This window comes from Sporosarcina quadrami (assembly GCF_014836615.1).
Taxonomy (GTDB): domain Bacteria; phylum Bacillota; class Bacilli; order Bacillales_A; family Planococcaceae; genus Sporosarcina; species Sporosarcina quadrami.
This window is the reverse complement of sequence record NZ_JACSQN010000007.1, coordinates 1-13,972: the sequence shown is the minus strand read 5'-3', so window position 1 is coordinate 13,972 and position 13,972 is coordinate 1. Positions and strand designations below refer to the sequence as shown.

General features: G+C 40.4%; 13 protein-coding genes. 5 read left to right on the top strand and 8 right to left on the bottom strand.

Translation table 11 applies throughout. The features are described 5' to 3' along the window. Window positions 1-16 precede the first annotated feature (16 nt). On the top strand, window positions 17-1,984 hold the full coding sequence (locus tag H9649_RS08930) for a TRAP transporter permease (RefSeq protein ID WP_191694405.1): 1,968 nt from the start codon (window positions 17-19) through the stop codon (window positions 1,982-1,984). 149 nt (window positions 1,985-2,133) lie between these two features. Then, on the top strand, window positions 2,134-2,871 hold the full coding sequence (locus H9649_RS08925) for an SDR family NAD(P)-dependent oxidoreductase (protein WP_191694404.1): 738 nt from the start codon (window positions 2,134-2,136) through the stop codon (window positions 2,869-2,871). A gap of 63 nt (window positions 2,872-2,934) precedes the next feature. Here H9649_RS08925 and H9649_RS08920 read toward each other — a convergent pair whose 3' ends face one another. The 5 genes from H9649_RS08920 to H9649_RS08900 all read right to left on the bottom strand — a co-directional run bounded on the left by H9649_RS08920 (window position 2,935) and on the right by H9649_RS08900 (window position 7,350). Continuing rightward, window positions 2,935-4,590 carry an ABC transporter ATP-binding protein gene (locus tag H9649_RS08920; RefSeq protein WP_191694403.1) on the bottom strand — a complete coding sequence of 552 codons (1,656 nt, stop codon included), beginning with the start codon at window positions 4,588-4,590 and terminating at the stop codon, window positions 2,935-2,937. After that, complete coding sequence (locus H9649_RS08915; protein ID WP_191694402.1) at window positions 4,587-5,354, bottom strand: energy-coupling factor transporter transmembrane component T family protein; 768 nt, start codon at window positions 5,352-5,354, stop codon at window positions 4,587-4,589. Before H9649_RS08915 ends, H9649_RS08920 begins: the two co-directional genes overlap by 4 nt. An 18-nt stretch (window positions 5,355-5,372) precedes the next feature. Continuing rightward, window positions 5,373-5,981 carry an ECF transporter S component gene (locus H9649_RS08910; RefSeq protein WP_225229775.1) on the bottom strand — a complete coding sequence of 203 codons (609 nt, stop codon included), beginning with the start codon at window positions 5,979-5,981 and terminating at the stop codon, window positions 5,373-5,375. A 138-nt stretch (window positions 5,982-6,119) separates the two neighbouring features. Beyond that, window positions 6,120-6,866: a C40 family peptidase gene (locus tag H9649_RS08905; protein ID WP_191694400.1), complete on the bottom strand. Its 747-nt coding sequence runs from the start codon at window positions 6,864-6,866 to the stop codon at window positions 6,120-6,122. 136 nt (window positions 6,867-7,002) lie between these two features. Further along, window positions 7,003-7,350, bottom strand: coding sequence for an SCP2 sterol-binding domain-containing protein (locus H9649_RS08900; protein WP_225229774.1), 348 nt, complete (start codon window positions 7,348-7,350; stop codon window positions 7,003-7,005). Between the two features lie 215 nt (window positions 7,351-7,565). Here H9649_RS08900 and H9649_RS08895 point away from each other — a divergent pair, with 215 nt between their 5' ends. Continuing rightward, the gene (locus tag H9649_RS08895) at window positions 7,566-9,476 is read left to right on the top strand and encodes a sensor domain-containing phosphodiesterase (protein WP_191694399.1); all 1,911 of its coding nucleotides are present in this window, start codon (window positions 7,566-7,568) and stop codon (window positions 9,474-9,476) included. Window positions 9,477-9,594: 118 nt separating this feature from the next. Here the strand turns inward: H9649_RS08895 and H9649_RS08890 are convergent, their stop codons facing one another. The 3 genes from H9649_RS08890 to H9649_RS18035 are packed head-to-tail and all read right to left on the bottom strand — an operon-like array spanning window position 9,595 to window position 11,921. Beyond that, window positions 9,595-11,247 (bottom strand): b(o/a)3-type cytochrome-c oxidase subunit 1, encoded by a 1,653-nt coding sequence (locus H9649_RS08890; protein WP_191694398.1) that lies wholly within the window; start codon window positions 11,245-11,247, stop codon window positions 9,595-9,597. Beyond that, on the bottom strand, window positions 11,244-11,750 hold the full coding sequence (locus tag H9649_RS08885; protein WP_191694397.1) for a cytochrome c oxidase subunit II: 507 nt from the start codon (window positions 11,748-11,750) through the stop codon (window positions 11,244-11,246). The genes H9649_RS08890 and H9649_RS08885 overlap by 4 nt, the downstream gene beginning before the upstream one ends. A gap of 24 nt (window positions 11,751-11,774) precedes the next feature. Next, window positions 11,775-11,921 carry a cytochrome c oxidase subunit 2A gene (locus H9649_RS18035; protein WP_318241672.1) on the bottom strand — a complete coding sequence of 49 codons (147 nt, stop codon included), beginning with the start codon at window positions 11,919-11,921 and terminating at the stop codon, window positions 11,775-11,777. A 350-nt stretch (window positions 11,922-12,271) separates the two neighbouring features. Between H9649_RS18035 and H9649_RS08875 the strand changes: the two genes are divergently transcribed. Further along, a complete protein-coding gene (locus H9649_RS08875) occupies window positions 12,272-12,976 on the top strand; it encodes a glucosamine-6-phosphate deaminase (RefSeq protein ID WP_225229773.1) in 705 nt (234 codons plus the stop codon). Window positions 12,977-13,183: 207 nt separating this feature from the next. After that, a complete protein-coding gene (locus H9649_RS08870) occupies window positions 13,184-13,678 on the top strand; it encodes a C40 family peptidase (protein WP_191694394.1) in 495 nt (164 codons plus the stop codon). Window positions 13,679-13,972 lie beyond the last annotated feature (294 nt).

The window sequence follows — 13,972 nt, the reverse complement described above, 5'->3', positions numbered from 1 at the left end:
GGAAAGGTGGCAAAATATGAAAGATCAGAAGGTGGTAGATGCAGAGGAGATTCTTGAAAAGTATGACAAGGAAAGCCAATTTCGCTCACAAATCGGAAGATGGGCATGGATTGTAACTTTTCTAAGTATCGCACTTACGGTCTTTCACTTATATACAGGTGCTACGAGCGTACTTCCTTCCCAACAACAGGGAGCGATACATCTCGGTACAGCACTAGGAATCATCTTCCTTCTTTATCCTGCTAAAAAAGAATGGCGGAAAACACAGAAGAAAGTTCCTTGGTATGATGTATTACTCGCATTTACTGCGATGTATGTGTCCTATCATAAAATACTCTTTTTCGATTCGATTCTTCAAAGTAGAGTGTCAGGCTATAGCAATCTCGACATGATTCTTTCGGTTCTGGGCGTCTTGCTAGTATTAGAAGCGACACGAAGAACAGTAGGTTTGCCGATTGTCATCGTAGCAAGTGTGGCGATGCTCTATGCGATCTATGGAAACTTTATACCAACGAAAATTTTATCGCATCCCGGTTTTTCAATTGACCGGACGATGACAAATCTTTGGTATCGCGAAAGTGGTGTGTTCGGTACACCACTTCAGATTTCCGCGAAATTCATTTTCCTGTTCCTGTTCTTCGGTGTTCTGCTCGTCAATACACCAATTGGGCAATTCTTCAATAATCTCGCGTTTTCTCTCACTGGAAAATATACTGGGGGGACTGCAAAAGCGGCAGTTGTAGCGAGTGCTTTACAAGGAACAGTGTCGGGAAGTTCTGTAGGAAACACTGTTGCAACAGGTAGTTTTACAATTCCGATGATGAAACGAGCTGGATTTAAGCCGGAATTTGCTGCAGCTACAGAGGCGTCCGCTTCTACAGGTGGTCAAATTATGCCGCCCATGATGGGGGCAGCAGCTTTTATCATGATGGAGTATTTAGGTGTCAGTTATGCAACGATCATGTTGGCGGCGCTTATCCCAGCAATCTTGTATTTTACGGGTATCTTTATTGGAACACATTTTGAAGCGAAACGTCTGAAGATACTCGGCCTTCCGAAATCGGAACTACCCGTATTCAGGAAGATCTTCATCCGTGATGGCTATATGATTATTCCATTATTGGTCATCATCGCGACAATCATGTCCGGTTTCACACCACAACGGGCAGCGTTGTTCGGTATCCTAGCGGCCATTATCATCTGGTTAGTAAATGCTAAGTTACGGAAGGAATCGGAGTTCAATTTCAAACGGATTCTCTATGTTCTTGAGCAAGGGGGTAGAGTTGCGTTGCCGGTCATTGCAGCAGTCGCAACGGCAGGAATTATAGCAGGCGTCGTCAGTATGACAGGGCTAGGTGCAAAATTTGCTTCCGGTATCATTGCACTTTCAAACGGCTACTTATTCCTTGCGCTATTCTTTACAATGATTGCGTGTATTATTTTAGGGATGGGGCTACCAACGACAGCAAATTACGTCGTGACGGCAACGATTGCTGCCCCTGCACTTATTAACGAATTCGGTATAGCTCCAATTGCTGCACATATGTTTGTGTTTTATTTTGGAATCGTTGCGGATATTACACCACCTGTTTGTCTTGCGGCGTATGCAGGTGCTGGAATAGCGAAGGCGAATCCATTCAAAACAGGGACTACTGCAGTGAAACTGGCTATTGCTGCATTCATTATCCCTTATGTGTTCATTTATAATCCGATATTAGTGTTTGTCGATGTGACACCCGTTAAGCTCATTCTCGGTATTTTAACAGCTGTTATTGGAATGATTGGGGTGAGCAGCTCGGTAATCGGCTATTTCATCCGAGATTCACGCATTTGGGAAAGGATTATTTTATTTGCAGGAGGGTTAATGCTAATTATTCCTGAACTTACGACAAGTGCAATGGGAATTTTTCTAATTGCACTTATCTGGGTCATTCAAAGAAGAAGACCTGAAGGGAAACAGAAAATTGAGGAAGTAATGGCGTAAGAATTATATGAATAACTAGGAAAAACGGAACGCAGAGGAGATTTTTTCTTTGTGTTCCGCTTTTCTATTTTGCATCCTTTTTACTTGTAATTTACACTGAAAAGGATTACTATTTAGATGTTAAAATAAACAAAAACGGAGTGATTAAATTGAAAAGATTTGAAGATAAAGTTGTATTCATAACAGGTGGAGCATCTGGTATGGGCGAAAAGATGGTTAGACAATATTCTGAAGAAGGCGCTAAAGTTGTAGCGGCTGATATAAATGAAGATGCTCTAAATGAAAAGTGGGGCAGCTTTGATAACGTTATGACTGTGAAATTGAATGTCACATCTGACGAAGAATGGGCAACTGCAATGAAAAAAGCAGTTGATCAACTTGGTAGTATTGATGTATTAGTGAACAATGCTGGTATTTCAACAGAAAAAGGTATGAATGAAATTACAATCGAAGACTGGCGCCGTCTGTCTGATATTAATGGATTTGGTACATTCCTCGGTATGAAACATGCTCTTGAATACATGAAGGAAGCGAAAAAAGGTTCGATTGTCAATATCTCATCTTATACAGCATTGATTGGAATGGGTGTTAATCCTTATTCTGCATCTAAAGGATCTGTTCGTGCAATCTCTAAAGCTGCAGCAGCGGAGTTCGGACAGCATGGAATTCGTGTCAATGCGATTTTCCCTGGAGTTATCGAAACACCGATGACAAAGTCACTTGAAGACTCACAAGAAACGGTTAATGCACTTATCCGTATGACTCCATTGCAACGTTTAGGACAACCTGAAGATATTGCTAATGCAGTGTTATTCCTATCATCGGATGACGCTTCGTATATCTCCGGTGCGGAACTAGTTATCGATGGTGGATATTCAGCACGATAATGACTAACAAAACGACATTGCTGCATTACAGGCAATGTCGTTTTGTTGTTTTTATGAGCAATTTTATTTCAATTCATTCACATCTAAAATGATCTCTTCATACCCCAATTTCCCTACGAACTTTGTTAAGTGAGGCTGTTCCACACGGGCTTGATGCAATATCGCCTTGTTTGAGAAAGCAACACGCGTTGGACCATCAAAAAGTATATTTCCATTACTGAATATGATTGTTCTGTCAAAAACTTCTGCTACAAAATCCATATCATGCAAGATGCAGATGACCAGTTTGCCTTGTTCATACAGTGAATGGATGATTTCCTTCACTTTCAATTTACCGAGGTAATCTTGTCCCATAGTAGGTTCGTCGAAAATGACAACGTCTGTATCCATTGCAAGGATAGAGGCGATGGCGACCATTTTACGTTCTGCCAAACTTAAATCATAAGGATTCTCGTCGGTTTTTTCCGATAGACCAACTAGCTCTAGCATAGCTAATGCATTTGTAGTAGCTACTTCTTTAGATTGACCGATAGTTAACGGGCCGAACAGTACTTCGTCTAACACATTGTTCTTGAATATTTGGTCGTTCGGATTTTGTGAAACTAGTCCAATGCGTCCTGCCAGTTTCGCTGCTGTGCGCTTTGAAATAGTATGACCGTCAAGTAGAATCTCTCCAGCATTCGGATTCAATAACTTTTTCAATAGTTTAACAAAAGTTGATTTACCGGCACCGTTTTGTCCGATAATCGCGATTGGTTCACCTTCAAGTGTGACATTCATTCCTTTAATAATGTCAATTCCTTCATTGTAGGAGAAATGAAGATTGTGCACGTCAATTTTTACAGTCTTATAATTGATCGAACGTGCCGCTTGTATAGAAAAACTTAATTTCCGATCGACATGCATATCTTGCAGCTTGACCGGATACAACCCTGTTTGAGCGTCTTGAATGTTAAGTGCTTTTGCAATCTTTACATATAAAGGTGGTTGAATGCCGTATTCGAAAAGGTTTTCTCTTGAAAATACTTCTGCGGGTAGGCCGTCATGAATGATTTTCCCTTCATGCATTAAAATGATACGGTTAGCATATTCAGCTAATCTCTCAAGCTTCTGTTCAATCATAATAACCGTCATCCCACGCTTTGAAAGCATATCGACAATACGGAACACTTCTTCGGTGCCTTCCGGATCCAATTGAGATGTTGGTTCATCCAGTATTAATATGGCTGGTTTCATCGCAATAACACTTGCAATTGCTACACGCTGCATTTGTCCTCCCGACAAGGAAAATGGATTCTCGTCTTTCAGTTTTTCAATACCAAGCATTTTCATCGTGTCGCTTATGCGCTTATGAATCTCTTCGCGCGGCAATCCCATGTTTTCTAGACCGAATGCAATTTCATCATACACTGTAAACTTTGCGCCCGTCATTTGGGAGAAAGGATTTTCAAATACTAGACCCACTTTGGAAGTGATTTCACTGAGCTCATGTGTAAGAACATCCATGCCATCTATAGTGACTGTACCGCCATAACCGCCTTTAAAGAAGTGGGGGACGAGTCCGCAAAGCGCATAGCATAATGTCGATTTACCTGCAGTGTTCATGCCGGTAATTCCGATAAATTCACCTTTCTCTACTGTGAATGAAAGGTCATCAATCGCTAACGCATCGCTATCGGGATATTTGTATTTCAACTGATTGACGCGAATGATACTCATGACACAACCCTCCAGACGATGACGGTAACTAAAAATAGAACAAGGATGATTTTCAATGGCAATCCGAATTTATAGGGTTCTCGTTCGTGTAAATATGTACGTCGGCTTTTTGAATTGAATCCTCGAATTTCTAGCGCTATTGAGCGTTCGCGTGTTTCATTCAACGAATTTAGAACGACAGGACCGAGTAGGGGAATGAACGATTTAAAGCGCACAAAAAGTCCGCCTTCTGTCTCAAGTCCACGTGCTCGCTGTGCATCTGTAATTTTACCTGTCAGCGCCACCATCTGCGGAATAATTTGCAACACGGAAAGCAATACATATGCAAATCGTGGAGATAAACCTTTTTCGACTAGCGTTTCTACGAGATCATCTGGTTTTGTCGTTAGGATAAGTACACCGAATGCAGAAATCATAGTCACAACACGTAACGTAACAAGCAATGCGATAGAGAATCCTTCTTTGTAAATTGGAATGGAGCCGATCTCAAAAAGGACCGTTGCACGATCGGGATGGAAAAACCCTTGGACAATAATGATGGAAGCAATTAGTAAAAAGCTTAGTGCGATGACCGGTAAAATGTATTTGATCACTTTACCGGCAATAAGTATGAGAAAAGTTACTGTTAAGACACATAATACAAAGACATGATTCGACACAATATATGACGTGGAAACAGCGACGATGGCAAACAAAAGCTTTGTCAACGGATCAATCCTATGAATGGGCGAATCCTTTTCTCTATATAATGTCATCGTCTTCATAGTAGGGTTCCCTCCATTTTACAACTTCTCAATTTCTCCGTGGTTGTCATACATGTTTTTGACGTTCTTCGGCAAACTTCTGAATAGCAGGAAGCTTAATAGGACAGTGACGACCTTATCAGGTACATCAACGACGATGCTATCAGCAAACGAAGCTACCCATAATGCATTATCGTTTGCGCGTAAATAAGCGAATAAGGCATCGCCCCATACGTTGCCAGTCATCCCTTCCCAAAACATAATATTAAGCGGCGTTGAAACAGTCGCTGCGATAAAACCGACAACTAGACCAAGAATGATTGCTTTTTTTACACTTGAAATCCAGCCTTTATACGCCATAATACCGACGACTAGACCGATGACCGCCTGCGTAATTGCATAGACGAAAGAAATTGGACTTGTTGTAAAACCGTAAATGACGTTATTTATAATACCGACAATAGCACCGATAATTGGACCTGCCAACATAGCGGATAATACCGTACCAATGGAATCGATCCATAATGGTAATTTCAATAATTCTGCAAATAGCTTACCTAAAAAGTTAATACCTATCGCTGCAGGTATTAGTACTAGCGCTACTGTGGAAAATTGCAAAGACCACATACTTTTTCTGTTCAATTTCATCTACTCCGTTCGCTTTTTATAAGTGTCAAGACACATGTATATACTAAACTACTTTTAGAGATTAAGGAAGCCCTGTTCTATTGAAATTGAAAATACGACCAATAAGGAAATTTTTCTTCTCCCTAATTGGCCGCATAATTATTGAACTGTTTGAAGTTGGTTAAAACGGTTAAAGCCGACAAATTTATCTTTCCAATAGACCGAATCAATTTTGGCGATTTCGACTTTCTTTGTACCGGCATGGATAAATTGACCATCACCTAAGTAGATACCGGCATGTGAAATCCCTTTACGATATGTATTTTCAAAAAAGACAAGATCTCCCGGAACTGGTGTCACAACTTCCGAGGAATTGTTGTACATGCCAATTGTGTCGAGTCGCTGTAAATCTAGTCCCGCTGTCGTAAATACAAAATGGATGAAACCGCTGCAATCGAATCCTTCTATCGTTGTGCCTGCCCATTTGTATGGTGTATCGATTAGTGGCATTGCAACGTCCACTGTAGCTGCCTGTATTGCTTGAGCTGTCAGAGATGGAGATGAAGAGATGATCGGCTTGTCCATATGAGCGACAGGTGTTTTGAATTCATTTGTGGAAGATGTCTGTTTCGTTACAGTAACACTGTTTTTAATAGACACTTTATCATTCTTTTCCATATCCGTCTTCTTTTTGACATAAATTTTTTGAGATACAGTAATGGAATCCTTCGTAAAACCATTCAAATCTTTTAACTCATCAACCGTTAACTTATGAAGAGTAGCGATTTTCCAAAGCGTATCACCAGTTTTTACAATATATTCATCGTTGGCGGCTTCAGCATTGCTTGACGCGATACTTGTCGCAAGAACAACAGTTGCTAAAACCGAAAAAACGGTCTTTTTCATGCAAGTTTCCCCCTCTTTGACAAAATCCTATAAATCTATAGTACTGGTAAACTAGCAATAAAACAAGAGGGTATTCTGTTGTATTTTGAAAATTCTATGAAAAAGCCGACTCTTTAATTATGGAGTCGGCAATTGGTTATAATTGATATTCTTTCAGCAAATTCTCAAGTTTTAAAGCAAGTCCAATATTGCCTTTTACTTTCAGTTTTCCCATCATGAAAGCAGCAGTAGAATTTAACTTTCCGCCAAGTAACTTTTTGAAATCGGATACACTCATTTGCAATGCACAGTCAGCGTTTTCAATTTGACCTTTCATTGTTTCGGCCTTCCCATCTGCAAATTTCAATCCGAATTGACCTCCGTCATCACCTGCCAAATCCAATGCATACAATGTGTTCAGTCCCGTATAAGGTGTAGGATTTGCATTTAATTGACGATTGATTTCCTTCCAAATTTCATCCATGCTCATTTCATTAATGTCCATTTTCAGCACCATCCCAGTATAATGTGAGTGACTATTCATTCATTATAACATGAGTTGTAGAAATGGTCTGATTTTAGTAGTCCTTTTCTTGTAGATAATTGTCACATCACAAAAACAATAATGAATAAATGAGGGAATTCACTTCATATTCATACGTATTATGACGATAAGAGTAGTAGACAATATTTATGAAGAATTGGTGGTGTATATGTTCGATGAAGCGATCAGACGAAGACATTGCCTTCTTACTAGAAGAACTAAGTAGGAAACAGGAATATATCTTTACCCAAGCGAAGCATTTGAACATTTCAATGGAGTCGATTTCTTCAATACTCGAGGAATTATGTATGCGCATAGCGAAAATTATGTCCTGTGAGCAGATTAGCATTTGGTTATTCAACAAGGAGTATACTGTTTTAACTTCACAAATGTCTTATTTATCAAGCGGAACGAATAGTTTAGTAAATGAAGTGATTTTAGAAACGGAAGTTCCCTCTTATTTTGCGGCGATTCAACAGCAACGAGTGCTAGCCGTATCGGATGTGGCGAATCATCCTGCGACGAGCGAAATCAAGCTGAAAAAGACATATCGCGACGGCAAAATCCAGTCAATGATTGACGCTTCTATTATCCTGAGCAAAGGGATTGGAGGAATCGTCTGTTGTGAGTCCTATGAAAAACGTGAGTGGACAAACTTGGATAAAGTGCTCGTCGCTTCTATAGCTGATATGCTGTCATTCATATTTGATCGGATCGAGAGGATAGAAGTCGAGCAACACGTCCATAAGCTAGCATACCAAGACTTGATCACGGGACTCGATAATCAGCATTCATTCGCGGAAAAAGTAACAAAGGATTTGCATGAATTCAGGAAAGAGCAAAAAAGTGTGTTCATCTACTTTGTATTGGATCAGTTCACCGAAGTTCAAGGTGTGTTAGGTCCTGAAGGCTCAGAGAAAATTTTGAAAGTCATGGCTGACAGACTGAAAGAAGTGTTTCAATTGCCGTCACGGATTTCGCGCATCGGTTTTGATCATTTTATCGTTTTCCATCCGTATGAAAAAGATGAGCAAGCTGAAATTGAGAAGCTAATAGAAAGAATGATGGACAAGATGAAATTTCCAATGTACATATCCGGTCAGGAAGTGTATATGACAATAAGTTTAGGAGTTGCGATATACCCGGATCATGTACTAAATGTGAAATACGGTATTCAAGCATCCTATATGGCGTTGCAATCAGGAAGGAAAATATCCAATCGTAAAGCGACAAGTGTTTACAAGGATGATATGCATACATTTTTAAAAGAGAGTATGTTATCAGAGATGAATTTGCGTAAAGGACTCGACTTGGATGAATTCGAATTACACTTTCAGCCGCAAGTCAATTGCCGAACAGGGGAAGTCGTCGGTTTTGAGGCGTTGCTAAGGTGGAGACATCCCGAACGGGGTCTGATTTTCCCTGCTGAATTCATCGAGCTTGCAGAATCGACGGGTTTGATCACACCTATTGGAGAATGGGTCATTAAAGAGGCGACACAGCAGATTAGGAAGTGGCAAGAGACTGGTATCGACAATATATCCATCTCGATAAACTTGTCCCCCCGTCATTTTCTGCACCAAACGTTACCGCTTTATTTAGAACAGTGCATTGCAGAGGCTAGGATTGGACCTGATAAAGTCGTCTTGGAAATTACTGAAAATGTAGCGCTTGAAGACCAGACAGCAGTTATAAGCCGCATTAAACTACTAAAAGAAATGGGTTACTCCATTTCAATCGATGACTTTGGAAAAGGCTATTCGGCATTCATTTACTTGCAACATTTTCCAATCCATGAAATTAAAATTGATCGTGAGTTTATTTCTGAACTCGGCAATGATATTAAAAGTACAGGTATCGTTCAAACAATCATTCATCTGGCAGAAATGCTCGGTTTGCGGACAATTGGTGAAGGTGTAGAAACGAAAGAGCAATGGGACATTTTAAAGCAACTCGGCTGTTCTGATCTGCAAGGCTATTATTTCAGTAGACCGCTTGAAGTAGATGTCATTAATGGCTTATTCGAAGAGTACGGTGTGGCAGGGAAATTACTATTGCCTTATACAAAAGACTTAACTGCCGTTTAATGATTTCATTAAAATAGACTGTCCAAGAAGAGGAGGTATTTCTCTCTCTTGGACAGTCTTCTTTATTGAAAAAAACGTTGGATAACGAAATGTTATCCAGCGTCTTTTACGTTTATTATTATCTACCGATTGGCCAATCGAATGGAATTGAGCCAGGGGGAGAGTGTTTTAATATATCGATGACTGGAATTGTATACGCGAATAAGATCAATGCAATTGTTATACCAATCCACAAATACCAGTTTTCGAGAATCTTAGGTGTCGGTTCGGCATCGATTTCCTCTTCTGCGATCGGGAATTCCTGAACGCCACGTGGAGCAAAGAACGCAAGCTGGATGAAGATGTACGTCATCAAGATAATCGCGACGAAAAGGATTGTACCTCCGACTGCTTGTGCAATCTGGTAGTTGATCCAAGTGTCAACTTGAGCTCCGCCTGCATAGTTTGAGAAGTTGGAGCGTCGAGGACCGCCTAGTAATCCTTGAATATGCATAGATGTGGACATGATTGTCATACCCAAAGTCCAGATAATTGTTTGGATGATCCCGAGTTTATTCAACTTCGGCGTTAAACGTCTTCCAGTCAAGTGCGGCACGAGCCAATAAGCAACACCGAAATACGTCAGGATAACTGTAGTCGCAACAGTTAAGTGGAAGTGCCCCGTAACCCATATCGTATTGTGAATCAATGTGTTCACTTGGTGAGAAGCATTGACGATACCGCCTGCTCCACCAGGGATGAATGCGACCATACCGATGAAAGGTGCCAAGAAACGTACATCTTTCCAAGGAAGATGTCTGAACCAGCCAAACAAGCTCTTATAGCCTTTTCGTCTTCCAGTTGTTTCAAATGTAGCAAAAATCGAGAATGCTGTCATTAAAGTAGGGATGACGACCATAAATGTCAATACTACTTGAATGAATTTCCAAGTCGGGTCAATTCCTGGTTCAGTCAACTGATGGTGGAATCCGACAGGGATCGAGAACATTAATAATAGAATGAATGATAGTCTTGCAAGTGAGTCACTGAATAATTTTCCGCCGATGATTTTCGGGATGATTGCGTACCATGCCATATAAGCTGGCAGCAACCAGAAATATACTAATGGATGACCGAAATACCAGAACAATGTACGGCTCAACAAGACGTTGATTGTTTCAGCGTAGCCAAGTGACCAAGGGATGAACTGTATGAGAACGGACGCAGCAACTCCGAGTGAAGCGATGAACCACATGGCCATATTGATTGTAACCATGAATGCCAGGAGTGGTGACTTTTCACCAGGATGCGCCTTTTTCCATACGTATAATTGACGGAAGTTCGTGAATACGGCAATCCAGCTACCTACGATGACGAGAGCTAGCCCGATATAGAAGGCTACGTGAGCACGTAATGGTGCATAAAATGTATATAATACGTTTGCTTGACCGACTAAAATTGTGACCGCTGCAATGACAGTACCGATGAGCATTGTCCAGAATGAAATCCAAGCCCATTTTCGCTGTTTGTCAGAAAGACCGACCGTCTTTCCGAGTAGAGCGAATTGGAATCCAATGATGAAGAAAGTGGTCAATACTAATCCTAAAATGACACCGTGTACTGTTAAAATTGTATAGTAATTTATCCCGAATGGTAATTGGAATTTACCTGAACGTGCAAATGTCTGCAATAATCCCATCAGACCACCGATTAGAAGTGAAGCAAAAGTAACATACATGAATGACATGTATAAACGTGATTCTTTCTTTGTAAAGTTCAAATGTTTATTCATTCGTCATACACCTCCACAGTTGCGAACATTTGATGGTGACCGATGCCACAGTATTCGTTACATACGACTGTGAATTCACCTGCGTTTTTCATGACTGTCTCAAGTCTACTGATGTGACCAGGCTCTACCATCATATTGACGTTTGTTCCTGCAACTTGGAAGCCGTGTACGACGTCCTTAGTAGTAACTTGGAACAAAACGGTTGATCCTTTTGGTACACGGATCGTTTTGACCGGCTTTCCTGCATCGTCGCTACCAATATCATAGTTGAATGCCGAAGCGACAATATTAACGATGTACTTTCCATCCGCAACTTCTCGAAGGCCAAGATTTTCAGGTTTGAATGATTCATGTGCTTCAACGTTTTGCGGATCGATAGTTTCGATATGGCTTTGTGGATGGGTTCCTTTCCAAAATGCTGCAAAACCGATTATAAGTAAGAATAGTGCGAGTGAACCTAATCCAAATACAAGCCAGATCTTTTCGTATTTATGCAAATGCATCGTTGTTCCTCCTAACAGGTTTTATTATCTTGATAAAAACAGTGCGTATATGCCGAACCACAATACTAGAATGAAGATTCCTAGCAACATGACCGATATGAATGTTCCTTTTAAATCAATACTAGTATCATCATTTTTTGTCGTTTGGTGCCTTAACTTATCTTTAGCCACGCCTTCCACCCCCTGCATAAAAATGTCGTTTGCTCATACTTTTATCATAAGCACTTAACGAAAATAGAGAATTAGGGATATCCCTATGAATCGTTCAAAATACATAGAGTTCACAAAATATACAAAAGCACTTCAATAGATTGCCACATTTTTATGCTCGTAAATGTGTTAAGAGTTATTTAGCCACTGATATCGACTGGGGAACTTTCATGTTTTGCTAACGTCATAATAGGGAAAGGTAGTATAGTTATCCTTTTTGTGTAAATTATCCGTTAAGTTGACCAGACGATTAATGGAATTTACAATATGAAGAGTGAGAAAAAATCTAAAATGAAAGTCGGTTGAGAATGATGGAAAAATGTAAATTTATTCAAGTGAATAGCCCTGAACAAGGAGCAGATCAATTTTATCATCTGATAAAAGAAGAGCTTGAAAACGATCGACTTCATGTGCTCGGGTTAGCGACAGGCAGTACGATGATCCCCGTTTATAAGAAGTTGACGGAATCAGCACTGGATTTCTCCAATGTAACGACATTCAACCTGGATGAGTATGTAGGCTTGCCGGCATCCAGTCCAAATAGCTATGCATATTTCATGAAAGACAACTTATTTAACAAAAAAACATTTAAAGAAACGAATATTCCTGATGGTATGGCTTCTGACCTTGACACAGAATGCGCACGATATGAAGCGGCTTTGCAAAATGCAAAACTCGATATTCAACTGCTAGGAGTAGGGGAGAATGGTCATATTGCATTCAACGAGCCTGGAACTCCTGCTGATTCAGCCACGCATGTAGCGACATTGACTGAATCCACTTTAGGCGTCAATAGCCAGTATTTCGAAAACGATGAGAAGATACCTGAGACGGCGTTGACGATGGGGATTGCCTCCATTTTAAGTGCAAAGAAATTGGTTCTACTTGCGTTTGGTGAAAAGAAAAGACCAGCTTTGATGAAAGTGTTGGAAGGCAAAGTGGATAAAGACTGGACAATTACGTATTTGTTACAACATGATGATGTAACAATCATTACAGATTTAGATTTGAAGTAAACGATAAATAAGCCGTGCCCTTTTAATCACAAAGGGACACGGCTTTTTACTTGATTATAGGAATGTAACAATGATTTCAGTATTCAGTTATTTAGTATTCCATTTGTTACGCTATTGTTACATAAATGTAATATAGGACGAGCATAGGTCATGGTAAAGTTATCTCAGATGATTTTTTCAGATAAATTTAAAATTTTGGGGGAACATATGAGAATCTTAGCACATGCACAGAAGTCCTTTGTGATTTTAGCTCTTTCATTCGTATTATTTGTCACTCCATTCATCAGCCAAGCTCAAGCTTCTTCACATGATACTGTGGGACTTATTGACACAGCTACTAGTTTAAAAGGAATTAAATATAAATACGGCGGAACGACAACGGCCGGCTTTGACTGTTCAGGATTTATCCAATATGTATTTAAAAAACATGACCTCAATTTGCCGCGTACTACATCAGGTATGCATGCGACAGGTGTCAAAGTCGATAAAGCTGAATTGGCAGCAGGCGACCTCGTTTTCTTCAATACGACAGGTAAAGGTGTTTCCCATGCAGGCATTTACGTAGGGGACGGAAAATTTGTCCATGCGTCAACGTCTAAAGGTGTGAGTGTGGATGCACTCGATGATCCATACTATTGGGGTAAACGCTATATTGGCGCAAAGCGCATTAATGGTTCAAGCGATGTTGCGTTTGCAAAGTGATTGTGACGAATAGACAGACTTCCTTTTTAAGGGGTCTGTTTTTTTATGGGGATTTTTATCGTGTCTACGTTTAGTTGCGCGCGGGTTACGTTTAGATACGTCGTCTACATTTCGATGCGAAGCAGTTACGTTTCGTTGCGCGGGCGTTATGTTTCGATACGCCGCGTTTACGTTTAGATACGTCGTCTACATTTCGATACGAAGCAGTTACGTTTCGTTGCGCGGCAGTTACGTTTCGATACGGCGCCTACGTTTCGATACGAAGCAGTTACGTTTCGTTGCGCGGGAGTTATG